This is a genomic window from Polaribacter sp. R77954, from assembly GCF_044595335.1.
GTDB lineage: Bacteria > Bacteroidota > Bacteroidia > Flavobacteriales > Flavobacteriaceae > Polaribacter.
Genome location: NZ_CP138992.1, coordinates 2,795,694 through 2,820,329, shown reverse-complemented (window position 1 = coordinate 2,820,329; position 24,636 = coordinate 2,795,694). Strand labels below are relative to the sequence as shown.

Annotated in this window: 22 protein-coding genes; 2 read left to right on the top strand and 20 right to left on the bottom strand. The window is 27.7% G+C overall.

Annotation, left to right across the window (positions count from 1 at the left end; genetic code table 11):
* Window positions 1-38: 38 nt before the first annotated feature.
* Window positions 39-755, bottom strand: a complete 717-nt coding sequence (locus SJY27_RS12270) for a 3'-5' exonuclease (protein WP_397445138.1) — start codon at window positions 753-755, stop codon at window positions 39-41.
* A gap of 92 nt (window positions 756-847) precedes the next feature.
* Window positions 848-2,650, bottom strand: coding sequence for a T9SS type A sorting domain-containing protein (locus SJY27_RS12265; protein WP_397445137.1), 1,803 nt, complete (start codon window positions 2,648-2,650; stop codon window positions 848-850).
* 184 nt (window positions 2,651-2,834) lie between these two features.
* On the opposite strand from SJY27_RS12265, the gene SJY27_RS12260 reads away from it, so the two are divergent.
* Together SJY27_RS12260 and SJY27_RS12255 are read left to right on the top strand one after the other, a co-directional pair.
* Window positions 2,835-3,530, top strand: coding sequence for a response regulator transcription factor (locus SJY27_RS12260; RefSeq protein WP_397445136.1), 696 nt, complete (start codon window positions 2,835-2,837; stop codon window positions 3,528-3,530).
* A gap of 29 nt (window positions 3,531-3,559) precedes the next feature.
* A complete protein-coding gene (locus SJY27_RS12255) occupies window positions 3,560-4,600 on the top strand; it encodes a sensor histidine kinase (protein WP_397445135.1) in 1,041 nt (346 codons plus the stop codon).
* Between the two features lie 9 nt (window positions 4,601-4,609).
* On the opposite strand, the gene purD is transcribed toward SJY27_RS12255, so the two are convergent.
* The 18 genes from purD to rnpA all read right to left on the bottom strand — a co-directional run bounded on the left by purD (window position 4,610) and on the right by rnpA (window position 24,611).
* Window positions 4,610-5,884: a phosphoribosylamine--glycine ligase gene (gene purD, locus SJY27_RS12250; RefSeq protein ID WP_397445134.1), complete on the bottom strand. Its 1,275-nt coding sequence runs from the start codon at window positions 5,882-5,884 to the stop codon at window positions 4,610-4,612.
* A gap of 103 nt (window positions 5,885-5,987) precedes the next feature.
* Window positions 5,988-7,340: an exopolysaccharide biosynthesis polyprenyl glycosylphosphotransferase gene (locus SJY27_RS12245; RefSeq protein WP_397445133.1), complete on the bottom strand. Its 1,353-nt coding sequence runs from the start codon at window positions 7,338-7,340 to the stop codon at window positions 5,988-5,990.
* Window positions 7,341-7,520: 180 nt separating this feature from the next.
* Entirely contained in the window at window positions 7,521-8,291 is a 771-nt protein-coding gene (locus tag SJY27_RS12240) for a glycosyltransferase (RefSeq protein ID WP_397445132.1), read from the bottom strand.
* A gap of 3 nt (window positions 8,292-8,294) precedes the next feature.
* Window positions 8,295-9,620 carry an undecaprenyl-phosphate glucose phosphotransferase gene (locus tag SJY27_RS12235; RefSeq protein WP_397447921.1) on the bottom strand — a complete coding sequence of 442 codons (1,326 nt, stop codon included), beginning with the start codon at window positions 9,618-9,620 and terminating at the stop codon, window positions 8,295-8,297.
* 68 nt (window positions 9,621-9,688) lie between these two features.
* Window positions 9,689-10,855 carry a glycosyltransferase gene (locus tag SJY27_RS12230; RefSeq protein ID WP_397445131.1) on the bottom strand — a complete coding sequence of 389 codons (1,167 nt, stop codon included), beginning with the start codon at window positions 10,853-10,855 and terminating at the stop codon, window positions 9,689-9,691.
* On the bottom strand, window positions 10,845-11,393 hold the full coding sequence (locus SJY27_RS12225) for a putative colanic acid biosynthesis acetyltransferase (RefSeq protein ID WP_397445130.1): 549 nt from the start codon (window positions 11,391-11,393) through the stop codon (window positions 10,845-10,847). Before SJY27_RS12225 ends, SJY27_RS12230 begins: the two co-directional genes overlap by 11 nt.
* Window positions 11,394-11,396: 3 nt before the next feature.
* Window positions 11,397-12,470, bottom strand: a complete 1,074-nt coding sequence (locus tag SJY27_RS12220) for a glycosyltransferase family 4 protein (RefSeq protein ID WP_397445129.1) — start codon at window positions 12,468-12,470, stop codon at window positions 11,397-11,399.
* Window positions 12,463-13,683, bottom strand: coding sequence for an O-antigen ligase family protein (locus SJY27_RS12215; RefSeq protein WP_397445128.1), 1,221 nt, complete (start codon window positions 13,681-13,683; stop codon window positions 12,463-12,465). The genes SJY27_RS12220 and SJY27_RS12215 overlap by 8 nt, the downstream gene beginning before the upstream one ends.
* Window positions 13,655-14,737, bottom strand: coding sequence for an O-antigen polymerase (locus tag SJY27_RS12210; protein WP_397445127.1), 1,083 nt, complete (start codon window positions 14,735-14,737; stop codon window positions 13,655-13,657). The genes SJY27_RS12215 and SJY27_RS12210 overlap by 29 nt, the downstream gene beginning before the upstream one ends.
* 355 nt (window positions 14,738-15,092) lie before the next feature.
* Window positions 15,093-16,154 (bottom strand): glycosyltransferase family 4 protein, encoded by a 1,062-nt coding sequence (locus SJY27_RS12205; protein ID WP_397445126.1) that lies wholly within the window; start codon window positions 16,152-16,154, stop codon window positions 15,093-15,095.
* Complete coding sequence (locus tag SJY27_RS12200) at window positions 16,151-17,395, bottom strand: oligosaccharide flippase family protein (RefSeq protein WP_397445125.1); 1,245 nt, start codon at window positions 17,393-17,395, stop codon at window positions 16,151-16,153. The genes SJY27_RS12205 and SJY27_RS12200 overlap by 4 nt, the downstream gene beginning before the upstream one ends.
* Before the next feature lie 3 nt (window positions 17,396-17,398).
* Window positions 17,399-17,944 (bottom strand): dTDP-4-dehydrorhamnose 3,5-epimerase, encoded by a 546-nt coding sequence (gene rfbC, locus SJY27_RS12195; RefSeq protein ID WP_397445124.1) that lies wholly within the window; start codon window positions 17,942-17,944, stop codon window positions 17,399-17,401.
* A complete protein-coding gene (gene rfbA / locus SJY27_RS12190; RefSeq protein ID WP_397445123.1) occupies window positions 17,944-18,798 on the bottom strand; it encodes a glucose-1-phosphate thymidylyltransferase RfbA in 855 nt (284 codons plus the stop codon). Before rfbA ends, rfbC begins: the two co-directional genes overlap by 1 nt.
* A complete protein-coding gene (rfbB, locus tag SJY27_RS12185; protein WP_397445122.1) occupies window positions 18,798-19,805 on the bottom strand; it encodes a dTDP-glucose 4,6-dehydratase in 1,008 nt (335 codons plus the stop codon). The genes rfbA and rfbB overlap by 1 nt, the downstream gene beginning before the upstream one ends.
* A 3-nt stretch (window positions 19,806-19,808) precedes the next feature.
* Window positions 19,809-20,852: a hypothetical protein gene (locus tag SJY27_RS12180; RefSeq protein WP_397445121.1), complete on the bottom strand. Its 1,044-nt coding sequence runs from the start codon at window positions 20,850-20,852 to the stop codon at window positions 19,809-19,811.
* Between the two features lie 39 nt (window positions 20,853-20,891).
* Entirely contained in the window at window positions 20,892-22,571 is a 1,680-nt protein-coding gene (locus tag SJY27_RS12175) for a DUF6909 family protein (protein WP_397445120.1), read from the bottom strand.
* A 26-nt stretch (window positions 22,572-22,597) separates the two neighbouring features.
* Window positions 22,598-24,232 carry a S41 family peptidase gene (locus SJY27_RS12170; protein ID WP_397445119.1) on the bottom strand — a complete coding sequence of 545 codons (1,635 nt, stop codon included), beginning with the start codon at window positions 24,230-24,232 and terminating at the stop codon, window positions 22,598-22,600.
* Window positions 24,219-24,611 (bottom strand): ribonuclease P protein component, encoded by a 393-nt coding sequence (gene rnpA, locus SJY27_RS12165; protein WP_397445118.1) that lies wholly within the window; start codon window positions 24,609-24,611, stop codon window positions 24,219-24,221. Before rnpA ends, SJY27_RS12170 begins: the two co-directional genes overlap by 14 nt.
* Window positions 24,612-24,636: the final 25 nt, after the last annotated feature.

Here is a 24,636-nt window from a genome sequence, read left to right as displayed (position 1 = left end):
GGAAACCTCGAGGCAGAGCCTAGAGAAATTCTTTTCGATTAAACTCTAATAATATTTTCTTCGGATATTAATGGTTCGTTATTGAATCTTAATAAAATTTGAGCAACAGCAATAGTGTCTTTTTCACAGTAGTTTACAATTCTTTCGATATCTTTTTCTTGGTAATATACTTTGGCAACTTCACTACCATCAATATCATCTTTTGGTGATGGTACTCCTAAAATAGACGTTAATAATTTAAGTGATGTATAATGTTTATAATCGCCAAATTTCCATAACTCTAAAGTATCTAAATGCGGAACTTCCCATGGTTTTTTACCAAATAAATTCAGTTTTTTAGGCAATTCTATTTGATGTACAATCATTCGTCTCGCAATAAACGGAAAATCGAATTCCTTACCATTATGAGCACATAAAATATTTGTTTTTTTAGCAAAGTGTTTGTCTAATAAAACTTTAAAATCGGTAAGGATTTTATGTTCATCATCACCATAAAAAGAGGTGATTCTTAGTTGTTTTTCATTTTCTACATCAACAAAATAACCTACAGAAATACATATTATTTTACCAAATTCTGCCCAAATGCCTGCTTTGTTGTAAAACTGTTTTGCTGTAAATTCTTCTTTTCGTTGGTATTGGGTTTTCTTTTCAAAAAGCACTTTAATTTCTTCTGATAGGTTTTCCCAATTTTTTTCTTGAGGCACTGTTTCTATATCTAAAAACAGCGTATTGTTTAATTTGTAGTTAAGGTTCATAGCATTTTGTTCTTTTTCGTTATAAATATACTGAAAAAGAAAAAGCTCTGAAAAAAAATCAGAGCTTTTAAATATTTATAAAAATTAACTTTTTATTCAATCACTAATTTTGAAGTAGCTGTTTTGTTGCCTTCAGTTACTTTTAAAATATATAAACCTGATGCGATTGATGAAACATCAATAGTTGATTTTGTACCTACAACACTTGTTGATAATACTCTTTTACCAATTACATTAAATATTGAAATTTCTTTTATTTCTATACTATTACTTGTAATGGTAAATTGATTGTTGGTAACTGGGTTTGGATACGTTGCAAAACCTTCGATTTGGTTTCTATCAATAGATGCAGTTGTATCTTTTGGAGTAACATCTGCCCAAGAATCTGAAATACGTAATTCATCTATTTGCATAGAAGGTGTTTCACCACTTGAATCTTGTCTTAAAATAAATAGATTTATACTACTTGGTGGTGTAGTGTCTGTAGAAGATAAAGTAGCTGTTGGAATTGTACCTTCAAAAGATGAAGTGTCTGGGTTAATCCAAGTACTAACTAAACCATTATCCATATTAAATGCCATTACAACAAATAGTACGTCATTTACAGAATAAGTAGTACTTGTAAATGGTGGACTTGATGATTCAGGACCGAAACCTATATCAAAAGTACTACCACTTGCGTCTGGGTTTGGTCTTACCCAAAGTCTAACATCGTAACTACTTGTACCACCAGCCAAAGAAGCAAAATAACCACCATCAGTTAAATCTGTCATAGAAGAAATATCAGAAACTTTTAAGAGGAAGGAAGCATATACAATACCAGACGTAATATCAGCAAAAGTAGTATAGCTTTCTGCTCCACTCCCATCAAAAGTTATTGAGTTACCTACTGAAGATTTTAATCCTTCATAGCTTAAACTACCATCAGCAACGACTATATCATCACCAGAATTTAAAGATAACCAACTAGATTGAGCAGAAAGTGCTTCAGAACCAGTATAGTCAAATGTTTCTTCTATAGGAAGACCTACACAATTTGGAGAAGTGATGGACTCAGAAAAATCACAACTACTTCCAGTACCACCAACTAGGGTAAAATTTATATCTGTACCTTCTGGCACTCCAGAGATAGTTATAGTACCTGTTTCTAAATCAGTTGGTGAATCACCTGAAATTGTTCCTACATCAGAATTAAGCGTATATGTAATACCTGTATTACCTCCAGAAAAATCTATCGTAGCTGTATAGTTATCCACACCAGATGTTACAGCATCACAAGTTGTATTATAGTTAAACAAATTAAGAACACAAGGATCTGTAGCTACATTTTCTGCTCTAAATGTAACGTCTGATGTTGTATAACTACCATCTTCTAATCTTTGGATAGACTGCGTACTTTGTGAACCATTTTCTCCTTCATTATACTGCTCTGTTTTACCAAAACCAGTTAATAAACCAGTATCATCACCATCATTTGTGTCGTAAATAACCACATCTATTAACCCTGTTAGTGTAATTTCGGTATCATTTGGAAAATCAGTTTCGTTTGCTTGATAAATAGCAACAGCATCTGCACCATTTTGTAAAATGTTACTAGCTCCTATATCAATATCATTATCTGTAACTAAAGGACTATTAGCTAAAATAAAGAATCCATTAGCATCAGTAGTTTTTCCATCCAAATCAAAAGCGAAATAACTTTTGTCATCGCTTCCGTTAAATAAAACAACTACATATCCATCTAAAGGTGTATTCGGTGTCCACTTAAGTTCTATAAACTCTGCAACATCTGTTCCATCTGTATCCGCATCAACCTCATTAATAACTATCTGTCCAAAAGACAACAAGCTAAAACTAAAGGCAAATAATAAAGTAAAAAAATAATTTTTTTTCATGTTTGAATTGATTTAAATTAAAGCCTAAATTTATAAAATAATTATTAAGTGGCTGGTATTTAATAGTATTATCTTATAGTTAAGTTCTTAACATTAAGAATTCTGTTGTAATATTAAATGATTGTTAAGAACTCGTTATTATATTATAATAATCATTATTTTTGATATCAATCATTAAGAAATTATGAATAAAAACGATATTAAAATTTTGTTAGTTGATGATGAACCTGATATTTTAGAAATTATTGGGTATAATTTAAAGAATGAAGGCTACCAAATTTTTACTGCAGAAAATGGATTAGAAGCAATTAAGGTTGCAAAAAAGCATATTCCTCACCTCATATTATTAGATATTATGATGCCAGAAATGGATGGAATTGAAGCTTGCGAAAAAATTCGTAAAATTAAATCGCTAGAAAGTGTAATTATTGCATTTTTAACAGCTCGTGGAGAAGATTACTCTCAAGTTGCTGGTTTTGAAGCTGGCGCAGATGATTACATTACAAAACCAATAAAACCAAAAGTTTTAGTTAGTAAAATAAAATCTTTATTAAGAAGACTAAAAACAAAGTCTGAGACTGAAGAATCACTTAAATTAGGTGATATTGTTATTGACAAGGATGAGTATGTGGTTTACAAAGCTGGTAAAAAAATTGCATTGCCTAGAAAAGAATTTGAACTTTTTTCTCTCTTAACTTCTAAACCTGGTAAAGTGTTTAAAAGAGAGGTTATTTTAGATACAGTTTGGGGAAATGAAGTAGTTGTTGGTGGGCGAACTATAGATGTACATATTAGAAAATTAAGAGAAAAAATTGGAGACAATCATTTTAAAACCGTTAAAGGTGTTGGTTACAAGTTTGTTTTATTAGAAGACAAATAAATTTTTCATCCTTAAAATTGCCTATTTATTTGAAAATAAAAAAAACATATTCTTACGCATTGTGGTCTGCGATATATTTAACATTACTTTCTGTTGCTATATCTGCAATAACTTACTTTGTAGTAAGTGAGCATCTTGGTTTAGGCACAATTATAATCTCTACGATTATTCTGTTCCTTATTTCATTTTTTATCATTCAATATAGGGCTGAACACTTTATCTACAGAAGATTAAAAAAATTATACAAAGACGTATCTATACTAGATATAGATGATTTGAATAAAGAATCTGCAACCACAGATATTGAAGAAATATCTAAAAGTATGCAAGATTTTGTTGAAGGAAAACGCTTAGAAATAGAAAGTTTAACTGAAAGAGATTCTTTTCGTCGTGATTTTTTAGGAAATGTTGCGCACGAACTTAAAACTCCACTTTTTACAGTGCAAGGTTATATTTTAACATTAATGGAAGGCGCCATTAATGATAAACAAATACGCATGAAGTATTTGGATAGAGCCAATAAAGGTGTTGAACGATTGGTAGCTGTAATTAAAGATTTAGACATGATTGCCAAGCTAGAAAATGAAGGCACAAAGCTAAATGTTGAAAATTTTAACATTTTAGAACTCATTCAAAATGTGTTTGATTTGTTTGAAATGAAAGCTAAAAAAAGAAACATTACCTTATCTTTTGATAAAATTTATGAATTTCCGGTTTTTGTAAAAGGAGATATCGAAAAAATTGAGCAAGTGTTAATTAATTTGGTTGTCAACTCCATAAAGTATGGAAAACCAAATGGAACAACCTTTGTTGGTGCAGAAGAGTATTCTGACAAAAAATTTATTATTAAAGTTGCTGATGATGGAGAAGGTATTAAAAAAGAACATGTACCTCGTTTATTTGAACGTTTTTATAGGGTAGACCAAAGTAGATCTAGAGAACAAGGAGGTTCTGGTTTAGGACTATCTATCGTAAAACACATTGTAGAAGCACACAACGAAAATATTTTTTTAAAAAGTACTTATGGCGAAGGTTCAGAGTTTTCTTTTACACTTAAAAAAGCAAGATAAATTCTAAAATTACACCAAATCGAAGCCAATGTCTTTTCTAAAATTCATCTTATCGAAATGAATTTTATCAATGCTAGTATAACTTATTTCTAAAGCTTCTTTAATAGTATTACCAAATGAAGTAATTGCCATAACACGACCTCCATTGGTTACAACCTGATTGTCTTTAAGCGTAGTACCCGCATGAAAAACAGTGGACTCTTGCACTTTTTCGATCCCTGTAATTTCTTTAGCCTTTTTGTAAGCTTCAGGATATCCACCAGAAACCAACATTACAGTTGTAGCGGTTTTGTTGGTTACCGAAAATGATTTTTCGTTTAAATTTTGGTTGGCTACACCATCAAACAAATCGTATAAATCAGATTCTATTCTTGGCAGCACCACCTCTGTTTCTGGATCTCCCATTCTTACATTGTATTCCACTACAGAAGGATTTCCATTATCATTCATTAAACCAATAAAAATAAAACCTCTGTAGTCAATTCCGTCTTTTTGCAAACCAGTAATTGTTGGTTTTACCACCAATTCTTCTACTTTATTTAAAAACGATTTATCTGCAAAAGGTACTGGAGAAATCGCCCCCATTCCACCTGTATTTAAACCTGTATCGCCCTCACCAATTCGTTTATAATCTTTTGCAGATGGTAAAATTTTATAGTTCTTTCCGTCAGTTAACACAAATACAGAAAGCTCAATTCCTTTTAAAAATTCTTCGATAACCACTGTTGTTGATGCTTCTCCGAATTTTTTATTTGATACCATCTCTTTTAATTCAGCTTTAGCTTCGTCTAAAGAATTTAGTATTAAAACACCTTTACCAGCTGCTAAACCGTCTGCTTTTAAAACGTAAGGAGCTGATAAGGTTTCTAAGAAAGCAAAACCGTCTTCTAAATTGTTATTGGTAAACGATTGATATTTGGCAGTTGGTATGCCATGTTTACACATAAATTGCTTGGAAAAATCTTTACTGCCTTCTAATAAAGCTCCATCTTTTTTAGGACCAATTACTGGGATGTTTTTTAATTGTTGATCTGCTAAAAAGAAATCGTGAACACCTGCAACCAATGGTGCTTCTGGGCCTACTACAACCATATCTATTTTTTGTTCTAAAACAACCTCTTTTACCGATTTAAAATCGGTAGGATTTATATTGATATTGGTTGCTATTTTAGCTGTACCTGCATTTCCTGGAGCTACAAAAAGTTGATTAATTTTTGTGCTTTCAGATAATTTTAGAGTAAATGCATGTTCTCTACCACCAGAACCTAAAATAAGTATGTTCATTTTTTATAGAATTAAGGTTGCAAATATATTTAAAATGTTTAGAAAAATTACTGTAGTAAAGGCTTAAGTATTCAGCATTTTTTGTTGGGTAATTTGCGCAGTATTAATACGCTTTTTCCTCTTTAACAAATACATTAAGAAATGTACGTACAATGATTTTAATATCTAAGATAAAAGACCAGTTTTCGATATAAAAAATGTCTAGCCTAACTCGGTTTTTAATGTCAGAATTTTCAATCACTTCTCCCCTATAGCCACTAATTTGAGCTAAGCCTGTTATGCCAGGTTTTACAGTATGTCTTTTTAAATAATTCTCAACTTCTGCCACATATTTTTGGGTATGCGCATTCATGTGAGGTCTTGGCCCTACAATGCTCATATCACCAAATAAAACATTAAAAAATTGTGGTAATTCATCTAGACTAGATTTTCTTAAAAAAGCACCTACTCTGGTAATTCTTTTATCATTTTTAGAGGCAGATACTTTATCTGCGTCTTTATTTACAGTCATAGATCTTAATTTATAACAGTAAAATTGCTTGCCATCTATACCATCTCTCTTTTGCTTAAAAAACAATGGCCCTTTAGAATCTATTTTAATAATAATCCAAAGTATGGGTATTAACCAGGACAAGATGGTAATGCATACCACTAGAGAAAAAACGATGTCTAAAATTCTTTTTTGAATATGAGTTTCTCTTTTTTCGAAAGGAAGTGGCTTTGGTTTTAAAACTGGTATAGCACCAAAATATTCTAAAATATAATCTTTACTATAAATTGCTCTACTTTCTGGCAAAAAGGTAAGTTCTAAATCATTTTCTTCTACAAATTTTCTAATTTTATTAAGTTGTTTTTTAGAAACTGTTGACGGATTACAATAGATTTCATCAATTTTATTCTCATCAACATATTTTAAACCGTCTTTTGTTTTGCCTAAATAATATTGTGATTTGTATTTGTTTTTTGAAAAGAAACCTATAAATCGATATCCTAATTCATTTTTAGAATGGAATAAACTTTCTAATTTTTCTGCAGAATTGATTTCCCCAAAAAGAATGATGTTTTTAAGCTCATTCTTATAAGTGCTTTTTGTTTTTAAAATATAAAACCCTAAAATTTTAAAAAACGTTATAGAGCAAACTATTAGTGTAAAAATTCTAATTTGATTGCCTACAACTTCTCCTTCTTTAAAAAAACTGAAATAACTTAAAAAACCAAGTAAAAAAATAAAGAATTGGGAAAAAATTAATACAAATAATTTACCAATGGTATGATGTTTACGAACATCGTAAAATTTGGTATAATAGGATGAAAAGATCCAAAAAATTATAATAAATGATATAAAAGAAGTGCGTAAATAATCTTTATCTGAAATACCATATAATACACTACATATTATTAATACATCTAATAAAATTAGCAGGGGTTTTTTAAAAAGAGAGCTTTTTTGTTTCAATTACTTTACTTCTTTTGATTACATAGTGTTTTGACTATTCTAAAATATCATTATCACTTTTTCTCAAAAATTAACCTAAAATATTTTCGTTACAAATTTACCTCTAAATATAATATAAATATACTAAATTTTAAAATAAACTTGAATTTTATGCTTAGTTAGTGTCTAATGATATGACGCTTAAAAACCCCATTTTAAAAAATATTTAATTGCGGATGTTGAATGTCTAAAAAAAAGTGTCAGATTTTTTAATGACCCTCTTTTTAAAACGTGAACAATCTCTTCTTTGGGGTAATACATTTTGTTCTTTCCTATGGCATCAACTTTTTTGCAAATATCTACATCTTCCATATATAAAAAATAGCGTTCGTCGAAGCCTTTAAGCTTAATAAAATCATCAGTTTTATAAAGGTGGAAACAACCTGCCAAATACTCAGCATAAAAAGGGTTTGAAAGGTCTTTGTCTTTATACTTTCCCCTTGAAATTTTAGATGTAAAAAAAGGTCTTAAAAAATTAAATCTTCTACCAATCAATTCAAAAAAACGAGGGTATCTTCTGCATGAGTATTGATGTTCACCTGTTGGAAAAAGGACTTTAGGTGCAATCATTGCTAATGTTACATCGTTTTTTAATTCTTGAATTAAATTTGGAATTACAGTTTTAGAGAAACTTACATCTGGATTTAAAATTAAATGAAAGTTAGAAGTTTCTTTAATTTTATCTATAACAACGTTATGCCCAGGACCAAAGCCAATATTTTTACCAATAGCGATATATTCTATTTCTTCATTATTGAAAATATTTTGAAAACGCATTTCAGCTGTATTATCAACTAAAAAAAGTTTCTTTTGTAATGGAACACTTAAAAAAGAGTTAATTGTTTTGGTAAGCTCTTCTAAATTTTCATTATATAAAACTATGCATGCTGTAATTTCTAGTTTTTCTACCATTTATCAATACGCTTTTTCCTCTCCCTTAAAAACATTTAAAACTGTTTTAATAATAATCTTTATATCTAAGAAAAAAGACCAATTTTCTATATAAAAGATATCTAATCTAACCCGATTTTTTATATCAGACTTTTTCTTTACCTCTCCTCTATAACCACTAACTTGCGCCAATCCTGTTATACCTGGCTTAACTATATGCCTTTTTAAATAATCATGTACTTCTTTTTGATATTCTATAGATAAACTTTCTATATGTGGTCTTGGCCCTACTACACTCATGTTGCCAAACAAAACATTAAAAAACTGAGGTAATTCGTCTATGCTTGTTTTTCTTAAAAAAGCCCCGACTTTAGTTATTCTTAAATCGTTTTTAGTGGTATGTATGTTGTTATAAGATTCTTCATTCATTCTCATACTTCTAATTTTATAACAAATAAAATTATCACCATTAAGGCCTTCTCGATTTTGTTTAAAAATTAATGGCCCTTTAGATTCTAATTTTACTATAACCCACAAAATAGGCAGCATCCAAGATAAAACAAATACACAAACAAATAATGAAAAAACAATATCAAAAACTCTTTTTTTGTATAAACTTTCTACAAAGTCAAAGGGTAGTTTTCTTACATTTAGCACCATAAGTGCATCATCATAATACTCTATACTTTGGTTTTTACTATACAACTCTATTGTATCTGGTATTAATTTAAGAATGATATTTTTTTCTGTTGCAAACTTATTTATATTTTTAATTTGTTCTTTAGAGTGGCCAGTTAATGATACGTATATTTCATCTACTTCATTTTGATTCACATAATCATAAACCGTACTAAAATTGCCTAAAAATTCTGAATTTTTATAATCTTTGTTAGAAAAAAAGCCTAAATATTTGTACCCTAAGTTAGCTTTGCTTTTAAATAACTTTATAATATTTTTGGCAGATTGATCATATCCTACCACTACAGTATATCTTAAATTATTACCTAAAGCTCTGTATTTTTTTAATAGAAAAAACCAAAGAAATTTATTTATAGATGTAAATGAAAGAATTAACATCAAAATAAAAAATTGATTTTTAAAAACTTCAATTTCATTAAATATTCCAAAAAACGCAAAGTAACCAAGAGCAAATACTAGTATTTGTTTAGTTAGCATTGCAAATAAGCTTAGTACTCTTGTGTACCTATAAACTTTATAATACCCAAAAGAATAAGATGTTATTAACCAAAAAAAGCTGAGATATAAATGGAAAGTTAATTTAAGATAATGATCAGCACAATTGAAATATAAAACAATATTTATAGCAAAAATATCAATACATATTTGCAAAGGTTTAATTAAATAAGAATATCTTTTCTTCAAGCTTTAAAATTTAATAAAGGAGCAAATATATTGTTTTAATGTAATATTTTTTCTATCATTTTATCTATTGTAAAAATATTTCTTGCTACTTTTTTTTGATGTTCAAAATCAATCTTTTTATTTAATAGGTTTTTTAGGTTTTTTATTAAGGTTTCATTATTCCAAGTGGTAGCCACAAAACTTAAACTATATTCTTTAAATAATTTTTCTAGTTCGCTATTTTGGTCAGTAATAAGAAAAACCTTACAATCTGAAGCTAATAAATTTGGTAGTTTTGATGGTAATGAACCTTTTGATGTACCCTTTTTTTGAGGAATTATTTGAACGTCACTTTTTAGATATAATTCTTCTAAATTTTCTTTTTTAACTAAATCATGAAAAAAGATGTTTGGATTATTGTTTTTCAGCTTTAATTTATTAAACTCCTCCCCTTTAGAGAAAAAATGAAAAATAGAGTTTTCGATACTTAAAGTGGCTTTAGAAAAGAAATCATAGAGCTTTTCAGGGTTTTGTTTTTCACCTAAAGCACCAGAATACACAATGTGTCTTTTGGTGTTATCAAAAATGTGTTCTAAATCATTTGTGAAATGATGTTTTACTGTAATAAAAGGATATTGAACTTCGAGTTTTGTATTTTTTAACCCATAGATGTTTTCTGATTCATTTCTCATTTCATTGGAAAGAAATATTAATTTATTACAACTATTGTAGCATTTCTTTTCTGTTCTATGGATTATGGTTTGTAAAATTTTAAAAATAAACCCTTTCTTTTCTTCAGAATAAAACTCTTGTAAATCATGCACCATACCAACTTTCTGGATATTTTTTCTTAAGAAAGGAATTATTGAGAAAAAAGCTAAACTTGGTGGGAAAACTGGAATAATAATATCTATGTTTTTTTGGCTACTCTTAATTTTTCTTAAAATAAAAAAAGCATAACTTAACTCTAAAATAAATCTTCTTAGAAAAGGTTTTTTAGAAAACCATAAAAATTTTCCTCCTCTAATAATTTCTATATTATTAATTTTACTTGTAGTTTTTTTTATTTTCCAAGTTGGATATAATGGATGATAACATAGTATTTTTACATTATGTCCCAAATCTTTTAAACCAACTGCAAAATCTGTATTAAATTTACCTGTAGAAATTGGCTCTGGATAAAAAAAGGGTGAAATTATTAATATATTTTTCTTACTCTTCAACTTTTCTTTCTCTTATTACCTTAGCTGGAGTGCCTATACATATTTTATTTGCCGGTAAATTTTGATACACACTACTTCTTGAACCAACAACAGTTCCGGATTCTATTGTTACTCCTGGTGCAACAAAAACGTCTGTTGCTAACCAGCATTGATCTTTAATGGTTATTTTTTTTGCAAAAATATTAAAAGTTGACTTATTGTAGTCGTGAGATCCTGCGCAAATATAACTCTTTTGCGATATAACTGTATGATTTCCTATTTCTATTTCACCTAATGAATATAAAACTACATCATCTCCAATTTGACAGTATTCGCCTATAGAAACCTTCCAAGGATATGTAACTTTTACAGAAGGCCTTATAATGGTATTCTTGCCAATTTTAGCACCAAAAAAGCGTAATAAGAAATTACGGAAACCATACATGAATTGAGGAGAGTTTTTAAACAAAACACTTTGTACAATCCACCACAGTTGAACAACAAAAACATTTCTACCTCTAAAGTTTTTTGGTACTCTATATTTATCTAATTGTTGCATTATTTATAAGTTCAATATTTTTTCAATTTTAGAAACAAATTTTTCTTCTGTACAATCCTTTATCAAGTTATAATTTTTTTCAATTCTTTTTTGATTAAAATTAGAGCTCATTTCATTTAAAAAATAAGCAATTTCATCTGTAGATTTTTCTTTGATAAAACAAAGCCCATCTTCTTTAAAAAAATCTATTAACGCAGGATGTTTTGTTGCAATAACTTCATTTTTTGTAATTATTGCCTCTAGTATAGATATGGGCAACCCTTCTATTAAATAAGAAGGAAAAACAAATGTATTAGACCAAATTAATAATTCCTTTTTTTTGTTACCTCTAACAACTCCTAAATATTCTATATTGTTATTTTCTTTAAAATAACTCATTACTTTAGTTTCAATAGACTTATCAATATTACCAGCAAACTTTGCTTCAAATAAAAGCCCTTTTTTATTTAAAGAAACCAAAGAATCTAGTAAATAAAATACTCCTTTCTCTGTCATTAAATTACTGATATAAGCTATCTTTAAAACAGAATAATCTTTTGACTTATTTTCTAATGGAGATAAAAACAAATTATTTTCAACAAAATTTTCAACAATAAAAATATTATCTTCATTTAAAAAAAACTCTAAGTTTGGCTTTAAAGAACTAGAAAGCACAATACCATAATTAGAAAGTTGAAGAATACCTTTCACTAATTTCTTTTTAAAAAAAGACTGTTTCTCATACATCTTTCGCAATTGATTTCCATGAAGATGAACTGTTATTTTCTTATTAAAAATGCGAGCCACGAGAAAAAAAATTGCATATTTTAATACCCCAAAAAAACTCTGACCTATTGTAATATAAATAGAATCATAATTATATATTTTGAATGCTTTAAGGTTTAATTTGATGAAAAATAGCATTTTATCAAAATTAAACTTACCTAAAACCTCTTCAAATCTATGATAAGACATGTTAATACAATCTACCTTATTATAATTTTTTAAACCTTTGTACAAGATTTCATTTGCAAGTGAGAGTCCAGTAACTGGTTTTGGAAAAGGCCCTATTAATAGTATTGATTTTTTATTATTCATTTTTTTTAAAATTTTTTAACGAAAAAAAATTAATTAAAAAAGAAAAGAAAATGACCCCATTTTCTCTTTCTAAAATATTTTCAGACAACATTACAATACTATAAAAGCTAATAATAATAATTAATAAATAGTTTTTATTATTGACTGACAAGTTAATATTGTAATATAAGAAATAAAAAAAAGAAAGTAACAAAGGTATACCTCCTATTAATAAAAAACTTAAATATTGATTGTGAGAATTATATTCTTTGCTTAATAAAAATTGAGTGTTGTTTTTATATTCTTTTCTTAATTGATCATTAAAATCGCCTATTCCATAACCAAAAAATGGAGATTTTTTTATCAAACCAAACGCAGTTTTATATATGCTAAACCTGATATTAGTAGAATTAGAATCAACTGATTTTGCTTCTTCAATTTTAACTAATTCTAAAAATTTATTTCTTGTTTTTGGTATAGATATTAAAAGAATTCCAATTGTAAAAATTGCCAAAAAATAATACTTTTTTACATTTTTTGCTTTAAAAAAAGACCATATGAATAAAACTGATGCTAGCCCAATTATTGGCCCTTTTTTAGAATATATTATCAAAAAACAAATTAAAACTAAATTGATTATTAACAGTAATCCTTTATTTAATTTAGTTTTTATTTCTTTAAAAATAAAAATACTAAATAGAATAGAAATAACACAATGCATAGACATATATATAGGGTGTATGCCATACTTTCCAATGTCTTGAATAATAATTATAGGATAGTGTTTTATTATATCTCCGAAACTGTAGTGTGTAAAATAATACCATAAAAAAGGCCCAACATTATATAAAAATGTACCTACAATAAATATCATCAAATAAATCTTAATATTCTTTTGTATTTCTCTAACTTGATTAACTTTTAATAAGGATAGCAACATTGGAAAAAGAAATAGAGAAAATGTTGTTTGAAGTTTTAAAGATGCTTCTGGCAAATTAGAGCTATAAAAAATAGTTAATAGAATAATTAGATAAACTAAGGTGTTTACAAAAAACAATCTTCTATTAATTGTAAAACCTGTTTTATAAACTAGTAATAATATTGTTAGACCAAATAAGGCTATAATTATTGATTTGGTTATGCTAGAAAATAACATAATTCCGAACATAAAACCAATTGAGATTTTTACTGCAGTTAGTAAAACATTATTTTTTTCTAAAATTTCTTTTTGCATGAATTAAATAATGTTTTGTGAATATTTCTATGATTCCAACAAATACAACAACAGACACTAACGGACCAATATAATAAGAGTATCCATTTGTAAAATCACCTCTAAGTAAAAATAGTAGATGCATTGAAAAATAAAAAGCCATTATTTTTTTTAAATAATTATAACTTTTTAACCATTTTATCATTTTAATAAAGATATATGCCAATATAATTGGATAAATTATGATTCCTAAAAAACCAAAATTTATATAACTTTCTGACACTAATGGGTTTGATAAATTAGAAAAATTAAATCCAAAATCACTAATTAGGTGCTCTCCAACAACTTGACCTGTAGAGTATGGCTTACTATACCAAATAGATCTTGGTATAAAAAAAAGTACCCCCCCTAACAATTGATAACCATAAGAAAAACCAAATTTGTGCACATAATCTATGGTTGCAACTATATTAGCAAAAGCATCATAGTTTAAAGTATTAAAAGCTTCTGAAACACCACCACCTTTCATTTGTTCTATTAAAATAAAGGGATTATTATATATTTCTAGAAACGAAGCATCACTATGTGTAATAATTGCAGATAAAGGAAAAACAATTATCATTATAAAAAATAGAAAAGAAATAGTTTTTAGATTTGAATTAAAGAGTTTAGGATATATTAAAAAAATTAAAGACAAATATATTGGCCCAAGTGCATTTCTTTTTTCCGTAAAAGGGTTTTTAAACCACAAAAGAATTATGAAAAAAAGAAAAGAAAAAAGAAAGATATTTATTAAATTATTTTTTTTCTTTTTTTCTTTTTTAAAATACTGAAAACATAGAATTAATCCTGCAAAAGGTAGCATAAAGAACACTTTTTTCCACATTAAAAGAACACCTATGGAACTTGGTGATTTCACCCAACCTGGTCTAGAAAATTCTATTTGAACAAAATTGTAACTTGTTATAAAAACAATAAAACATAATACCAAAACAATTAAAATAGTAAATGGCAAATACTTTTGTTTATTTAAATCAATAGGTTTTGGAATATAATTTTTGATTGTTTTTTTCATATAAATATATGTTATAATAAAAACAACATTAAACAGACTAACTAGCATATTTGCATATACAATTAAAGACTCTTTATAAGGAAAAAAATTAACAAATTTTGGGTTTTCAAGTCCTTCAAAAGAATTAATTTGAGAAATTGGGGCTGCTAAAAAAAACAAAAAGGTAAAAACTATGTAGGCAGATAAAAAAGGAGAATAACCTTTCTCATAATACAAATGATAAATTGTAATTAAAAATAAAATAAATGCACTAAAAAAGAAAGAACTTAATATTAAAAAAGAAGCTTTAAATGTAATAAACATTATCAATGATAATGCTATATATATTATTAAAAAAAAACCTTTTAATTTCATTTTATACTAAATCAATAAATACTTTTGCCATTGCTTCTGATGAGTAATTTTTTTTACAAAACTCTACAATATTTTCTCTTTCTTTATTCCAATAATTACTTTCTTCAAAAACTTGTATTATTTCACTTATAAAATCTTCACTACAATCGGTCTTAAAAAAAACTGCATTTTTACCAGGTACTACTGCTTCTATCTCTGGAGAATGATTTTCGTCTTTAGAGATTAGCATTGGAACTCCAAAACCAAAACTTTGTGTTACAGAAAGACCAACATAACCAGAAGATACACTAAAATAAGCTTTAGAATAAAGTTCTTTTAATTGTTTATAATCACTAATATGACCTAATAATTTTACCCTATGAGCTATATTATGCTTATTTATAATTTTTTGAATTTTCTCTTTTTCATCTCCATCTCCAATAATTATTAAATTGGTATCTGCTGGCAACTTCTCTATTCCCCCAATAAAAGATTCTACTAAAAAAACTATTTTTTTTCTAGGAATTAATCTACCAACGGAAATAATGTTTTTTCTGACATTATTATCTTTAGATAATATCATTTTAGAACTAGAAAATAAAGAATTTGGAGCAGAAAACACTTTTTTTTGTGGCATTTTCTGCTGAAGCTCACTTTTTTGTCTGTTAGTGTATACTATTACACCATTACTCAAACTCCTCATAAAATTCCTCAGAAAATCAGTTTTATTATTAATCCCTTTTCTTCCCCATGCATGTCCCCATGTATAAGTTTCTTTGTTTAAAAAACATCTTACAAAAAGAAAAATCCAGTTAGAAATAATTCTGGGATTTAACTCTAAAATAACAATGTCGTTTCTAAAAATTAAATGCCAAATACCTTTTTGAAACAATAATTTTCTTTTAAACAGAAAAACATTTTTAATTCGTTCTCTTTTAATTTTTTCATCGCTAATTACTGTAGGTTCAAAATAAAAATCTCCAGAATAAACCTCAAACCTATCTTGTAACGAATCATAGATGTTCTTAAAGAAAACAGCTCTATAATCTGGTGTAACAGTATGAATCATAATTAATTTTTTCATAAAGCTGTTTTATTATAACGATAATACCCTGCTAATAAAATTAGAAATTCTGTAACTACTGCAGAAATGGCTACTCCATAAATATCATAAAAATTACCTAAAAGTAGAACTAATAAGAAATGAAAAACTCCGGCAACAACCAAAATTTTCATTCTAATATTATAAGCTTTTATTGCTGGAAAAAATAAGGTTATATACAACATATTTAAAGCTGATAAAAATGCTATTAAACCAAGAATTTGAAATATTCTATAATAACTTGAAATTAAATCATCCTTATAAATTAATTTTAAAATTGATTCTGATCCTATAATAATTACTGACGATAAAATTACACCAGATATCATAATTGGAATTGTAATTTTTCTAGTAAATTTTTTAATTTTCTTGAAAGAAAGAGTAGATAAATGAGGGAAAATTGATTGATACAATGGTACATATATGCTTTTTGTGGCAATGACTAATTTTTCCATACTAGCATAAATACCTGCAATGGCATCACCTGCAAAAAAACCTAAAATTAATGTATTGCTAGAGCTATACAAATTAACCGCAAAATTAGACACACATAAATTAAAACTTTCCTTTGTAATTTTCTTTATATTATTAAATTTAGGAAATGCAAAATCTACATATTTTAAACTAAACATAAAACCGATTAAACCAGAAATAATGTAACCTAAACCGTTTAAAATAGGAACAAACTGAAAATCATCGGGCTTTAAAACAACGAAAAATATAGAAATCGTAAAGAAAGTTTTAGCAGCAACATTAATAAAAGTAATCATTTTCATTTTTTCTATTCCTTGAAAAAACCACGTAGGAAAAATAGCTTGACCTACTACAATGCCAAAACTATATATATAAACAAGTGGTTCTGCCTTAAATTTATCAATAAAAGAAATTAAGCAAATTAATAACAGAAAAGAAAATACAGTTAAAATGAGTTTAGTTGAATAAACATCCCAGAAAAATTGGCTTAATTTCTTCTTTTTTTCTTTTAATAATGAAACTTCTCTTGTTGCACTTATGTTGAAACCAAAATCAACTATTATTGTAAAAAAGACTGCTAATGATTGAGCTACCATTACCAAACCATATTTTTCAGACTCTAAAGTAATTACCAGATAAGGCAATGCAATTAAAGGAAGTATAAAATTTGCTCCTTGTATAAGTAAAAGATAGATATAATTGCTAAAAATTTTATTATCCTTTCGTCTTTTCCAATAAGTGGATAACATATTTTATATTTTAAAGTCTTCAAATTTTATTAATTTTTCATCCTTTTCAGAGATAACAACCTCTTCATCTTTCAACCTCCAATCAATACCCAAATCTGCATCATTATAAACAACACCATCTTCTGCTTCTTTATTATAATAATTATCACATTTATAGGAAACCATTGTATTATCTTCTAAAACAGAAAAACCGTGTAAAAAACCTCTAGGCACAAACAATTGTTTCTTATTTACTTCGGATAAAATACAACTGAACGATTGACCAAAAGTTTTAGATTCTTTTCTAACATCTACAACAACATCTAAAACTTTACCCTTTATAACTTTAATTAATTTGGCTTGAGCACATTCACCTTTTTGTATGTGTAAACCTCTTATTACTCCTTTATTAGAAATAGATATATTATCTTGTACAAAGTCTATTTCTAAACCTGTTTTTTCTTTAAATTTCTTTTTATTGAAACTCTCAAAAAACACACCTCTAGAATCCCGGAAAATTTCAGGTTCAATAATATAACAACCCTTTAATTTTGTTTCTATAACTTTCATTAAATTTCCATCAAATTTCTACCATAACCACTTTTTAAGAACGGTTTGGCCAATTCTTGTAGTTGCTTTTTTGTTATAAATCCGCTGCTATATGCTGCCTCTTCTATAGATCCTATTTTTAAACCTTGTCTTTCTTCAATTACCTCAACAAATGTACTGGCTTGCATTAAAGATTTAAAAGTACCAGTATCTAACCAAGCTGTACCTTTATCTAAAATTTTTACGGCTAATTTACCTTCGTTTAAATAGGATTTATTGATATCTGTAATCTCTAATTCTCCTCTTGTACTTGGCTCTAAGTTTTCGGCTTTTTGAATCACTGAGTTATCATAAAAATAAATACCTGGTACAACAAAATTCGATTTTGGTTTTAAAGGTTTTTCTTCTATTGAAATCGCTTTCTGATGCTCATCAAACTCAATAACTCCATACCTTTCTGGATCATTTACATGATAAGCATACACAATTCCGCCTTCTGGATTAGTGTTTTCTTTTAAAGATTTAGACAATCCTGTACCATAAAAAATATTATCACCCAAAATTAAAGCAACCTTATCTTTACCAATAAAATCTTTTCCTATTAAAAACGCTTCTGCCAAACCATTCGGATTTTCTTGAGCTTCATAATAAAATTCACAGCCAAACTTAGTTCCATCACCTAATAAATTTTTAAATAAATGCAGGTCATTAGGAGTTGAAATAATTAATATTTGGTTGATACCCGCAGAAATTAATGTTGATAAAGGATAATATATCATAGGTTTATCATAAATAGGCATTAATTGCTTGCTTACTGCTAAAGTAAGAGGATGCAATCTTGTGCCTGAACCACCTGCTAAAATTATCCCTTTCATTAATTATACTTTTTAATGTACCAGTTTATTGTTTTCTTTATACCTTCGTCAAAATTTTCATCAGCTTGCCAACCTAATTCTTTTTCTATTTTAGTTGCGTCAATTGCATATCTAAAATCGTGTCCTAAACGATCTTTAACAAAAGTTAGTTGATTTTTATAAGATTTATTTTTAGGAAAAATTTCATCTAAATAACCACAAATTTTATTGGCAATGTACAAATTATTATGCTCATTATTACCGCCAATATTATAGGTTTCTCCTGCTTTTCCATTTCTAAAAACAAGTTCTATTCCTTTACAATGATCTATAACATATAACCAATCTCTAACATTTTTACCATCACCATAAATAGGAATATTTTCTCCTGAAAGTGCTTTTATAATTATGGTTGGTATCAATTTTTCGTCATGTTGTTTAGGTCCGTAATTGTTAGAACAATTTGTAGTAACCACATTTAACCCATAAGTATGAAAATAACTACGAACTAAAAAATCTGATGATGCTTTTGAGGCACTATATGGACTATTTGGAGCATAATGCGTTTTTTCTGTAAAAAAACCGGTTTCTCCTAAAGAACCGTAAACTTCATCTGTTGAAATATGATGAAATCTAGCGTTAATAAAATCATTTTTATAATTGTTGGTTGCATCCATCCAATGGTTTTTAGCTACATCTAACAAATTAAATGTTCCAAAAACATTTGTTTTAATAAAACTATCTGGATTAGTTATAGAATTATCAACATGAGATTCTGCTGCAAAATGAATAACACTTGTAAAGTTGTATTGCTTAAACAAACTTTCTACCAATTTTCTATCACAAATATCACCTTTTATAAAAGTATAGTTAGAGTTGCCTTCAACTTCTTTTAAGTTTTCTAAATTTCCTGCATAGGTTAATAAATCTAAGTTAACTACTCTTAAATCTTTCTGTTTTTCTAAAATAAATGGAATAAAATTAGAGCCAATAAAACCTGCTCCTCCAGTTATTAAAACTGTATGCATTAGTTATTTTTTATAATTTTCTAAGTACTTATTTACTTTAAGTAAAAGCAAAATTACTATCATAAAACCAATTGCTAATACCCCTAATCTGAACGCGTTGTTTTTAGTAATTCCTTTTATTTCATAACCGACTGGCTGAAAGTTAGAAATAACATTTATAACTTCATATTTCTTAGATTTCTCCTCTGCTATATTTCTTAAATCGGCATTTATTTTTCTATTTGTATCAAATAATTCTAATTCTTTAGAAGTTTTCTTTTGTCCTCCTAAATCGATATTTGTACCCGTAGTTTGTTTTTTTGCTTCCTCGAGCATTACCTCCATATAAACCCTTCTTAAAGAATCTATTTGCGCTAAATTAAGTCGATATAAAGAATCTGTTCTATTCAAGTCTTCGTTTTGTAATTCTTTTATTCTGTTAAAATATTTATTGTTAACAACTGAAGAAATAATTACATCATCTAACTTATTAAAAACATCATTTTTAGTAGCAACTACAGATATTTTATGTACTTTATAATCGTAATCTGTAAAAGAATTTTTAAAATCTTGGTACTCATAACTTTTAATAGTTAATGTATCTACTGATAAAATTAAATCATTATAGGCATTAATTTTATCTGTATCTACTACCAAGGGTTCAATTGTAAATTTCTTTAAGGAAGAAGCGTCTTCCATATTTAATTTAAAAACTTTACTTAAAGTTACAGTGTCTTGCTGTTTTACTAAATCATTATAAAAATTAACATTATTATAAAGTTGTAAAGCGCTCTTAAAGTTCGGTTCTACCAATAATTCAGAACCATATTTTTTTTCACTTTTTACTTCTAAAAATACACCGGCTATTACACCAATTAAGCCTGCAATTCCGATTTTTATAAAATTATCTTTAAAGAATATTAAAATTGATATGAATACGTGAAATATCCCCTTAAAAATAGTACCTATAAAATTAAAGAATTTTGTAAAACCTTTACCTATAATTACAAATAAAGAACCTAAATCTACTTCTTCTTCGTTATTTTTATGCTGTTGGTTTGTTGACATTTTTTTAAAGTTTGGTTTTAAAATGTATCTTTATTTGATTTAAAAAATTTGTTCTAATATTTTTTGCGTAATTGCATAAGTAGGCACTACACCTGTCATCCCTAAACCTCCAGAAGCTAAAGTTGCTCCAGTTTCTAAAGGATTATCTGAAGCATAATATGCATACCTTACTTTTACATCTTTAGAAATATTTCCTCTAATTTTTGATGCTGATTGTATGGCTTTTTGGTAATGAGCACCTTCCATTTCTAAGCCAATTACATTCCATGTAGAATCATGAAAAAACTTTAAAAGATCTTTATTTTGTAATGAGGTTCCTAAAACAGAAATCATTGAGCCATCAAATACTTTAACACCAAAATTTTCTAAATCTTGTTTTTTTAATTCGTTTTTAAACGGATAATTATCTGCTGTGCCTTCAAAAATATGAGCAGAAGGAATCATTATATCTCCTTTACCACCTTCTAAAATTCCAGCTTTACCCATAATAGAAACTGATTTAACATCTAAATGAATTTTCTGGTTATTAGCTTCATAAGGTTTTAAAAGTTCATCCATAGTTTCATACGCCTGCTCTCCAAAAGCGTAATCCATAACAATTATTACCGGATTTTCTTGCAAAGAGTGCACTCTTTGAAACGTAGAATTATCGAACTTTATTTTATCTGTATCAATAATTTGAACATTAATGTTGGTTCCTGAAGTATCTTTTATATAAATCAGGCCATTTTTTGATGCATAATCTTTAACCTTTTTCTGCAAAGGTTTGCTATCGGCATTACTTAATAATTGAAACAGTTCAAAATCTTGATAAACTTTAGCTTCTTCTGGTAAGGCACTACTAGCATATATAGAGTTCATTACACTATGCATATTTGCACTAATAATGTGTAATGGTCTTTTTAACAAATCATATTCTTTTAAAATATGTTTAATATCATTTGCCCAAATTTCTCCATAAATATGGTGACCAATTTCTTCAATTAACAATGAACTAAAAGTTATTGTTCTTTTTTCTCCCTCAAAAACTTCTTTAATTCCCAATTTACCTAACCAATAAATTAAATCGAAAAATTTATGTGGCTTTTGTTCTGTAGAAAAGGTTTCGTAAATGTCTGAAACTTCATCAAAAGTTCTACCAAGAATACTACCTAAGTGCACTAGTAAAACTTCTTTTTCTTTTTCTGAAATTATTTTTTGATGCAAAACAACCTCTTCTAAATGAAGCCATTCTCTTACAAAATCTTCACCTTCATTTAAAGAAACGCGCTCTTGAATTTTATGTGATTCTATAAACAAAAAAGTAAGATGTGTAAGAATATCATAAATTTCAGATCTACCTCTGGTAATTTCGATATTCATTTGATCTTTATCAATCCTGTAACAATTTCTTCTCCTTTTTGGAGGGATAATTGGTTTAAAATGAGAATTTTTATAACCTTCGTCTGCAGTTAAATTGATAAATTGACATTGTTCTATGCCTTCTGGAAGTCTTTCGATAACATACGTTAAACCCTTTAATTCTATTTTTTCTTCTGCTATAGAGCCATAAATTTCTGGTCTTAAAAGCAATAACGATTTACGTAGAGTTTCACCTGAAACTCCCATTGGTTTGTAAAAGCCTCTACTAAACAAGTGGCGCATAGAAATATAAAGTTTTTCTATTGCATTTGTAGATTCTTGAGCTCTCGTTCTCTCTATGTTTTTGGTGTTTAGCATTTTATTTTTAGAATGCAAATATAGAATTATTTCCCTGATAATATATGATTATATTCATCAAGGTTTTTCATTAATTGTAGGGCTTTAGCGATTGTTTTATCATTCTTTAAATGATGTTGATAAACCGCTCTATTATAGTAATATTTTTTTAAAATTTCATCCTGCAGTAAACCAATAATGATATCTTGATTTTTAGAAATTTCGTTTACTTTATCTGCTAATAATTTTGATTGTATTTTTTGATATTCTTTGGTAATATTTTTGTTTTTTGAAGCTACATACGCTTTTTTGAATAAACTTTCTTGCTCAGTAACAAATGTGGTATCTGTTTTTAAAAAATTAGTAAATTCTTTAAAATCAGCATCTTTAAGTTGATAATTTTCTACATCAATTTTTTCTGGATTTTTATAAAAATAAGCTGTCGCAAAATTAAAAATAGCTTTAGAATTTAAGAGACTTTTTGTTGCTTCAGTTTTTTTAGATTGTTGAATCACAACATCTGGCAGCACTCCTCCACCATCATAAACCACTCTACCATTTGCTGTTTTAAACTCGTTAATTCCTGAATCAGAAAATTTAGGAACCTTGCCTGTTTTGTTATCTCTATTGGTATAGTCTAACTCTTGAATACATCGTCCACTTGGGGTATAATATTTTGATATGGTTAATTTTAACTGTGTACCATAGGTAAGTTCTTTTTGACGCTGAACCAAACCTTTACCAAAAGAACGTTGCCCCATAATTACAGCCCTATCATAATCTTGTAAAGAACCACTTACAATTTCTGAAGCAGAGGCAGAACTACCATTTACTAAAACTACAATCGGAATTTCTAAATCTAAAGGATCATTTGAGGTTCTATAAGTGTTGCTCCACTTTTTAATTTTAGCTTTAGTAGTAACTACTGTTTTACCTTTTGGGAGAAAAAAGTTAGAAATATTGATAGACTCCATTAATGAACCTCCAGGATTTGATCTCAAATCAAAAACCAACTTTTTCATTCCTTTTTTCTTCAATTCTCTAAATGCCTTTTTAACCTCTGCTGATGCTTTATTATTAAAGCGTGTTAATGTAATGTAGCCTGTTTCTTCATCAATCATATCAAAAAAAGGTACAGGATTCACCACTACTTTTTCTCTTTTTAACTCTTTTTTTATAATTTCATCTTGTCGTTCAATTTCAACAGCTATAGAAGTGTTGGGTGTACCTTTTAAAAACATAGAAAGCTGATCTCTCTCCATATTTTTAAGTGATTGGCCATCTACAGAAATAATCATATCTCCTGCTTTAAGCCCTGCTTTATCTCCAGAAAAGCCTTGATATACTTCTTTAATTTGAATTCCTTTTTGAGTATAATACACAGCAACTCCTATGCCTGCATATTCCCCTTCTCTTCTTATTCTAGCATCTTCTACATCTTGTGCATTGTAAAAATTAGTATAGGGGTCTAAGTCTTTTAATGTATTTTTAATGGCTTTATCTGTTATGTCTGCTGGATTAATTTCATCTACATAATACATATTTAATTCTTTAAATAAAGAATTGTAAATTTCAATTTGTTTGGCAACTTCAAAAAAATTAGATTTGAATGAAAACGACATAAAAATCGTTGCTACTAATAAAACTATAATTGTATTTTTTTTGATTTTAAAGTGTTTCATTTTTGGTATAATTTACTTTTTCAATAAATAAGTGCAATAAGCTATTCATTTTTGCATGAAGTTCTTGATAAGTTTTTTCTTCTTTACCAATATACGAAATCATAAAAATATAAGGTTCGCTTACATTTTCATAAACGGTTGCTTTTTGAAGGCGATACGTTTCACGCATCAATCTTTTTAATCGATTTCTGTCTGGTGCTTTTTTAAAGTTTCTTTTTGCTACAGATACCCCAACTTGCGCAGGATAACTTGAAGTATGTTCGGTTTGTAAATACACCATCCTAAAAGGAAAAACTTTAATTGATTTTCCTTTTTTATAAAGTTGGTCAATTAGCTTTTTGCTTTTTAATCGTTCTTGTTTTCCTAAAGTAAACTTCATTGTTACAAACTTAGTTGAAAAGGTT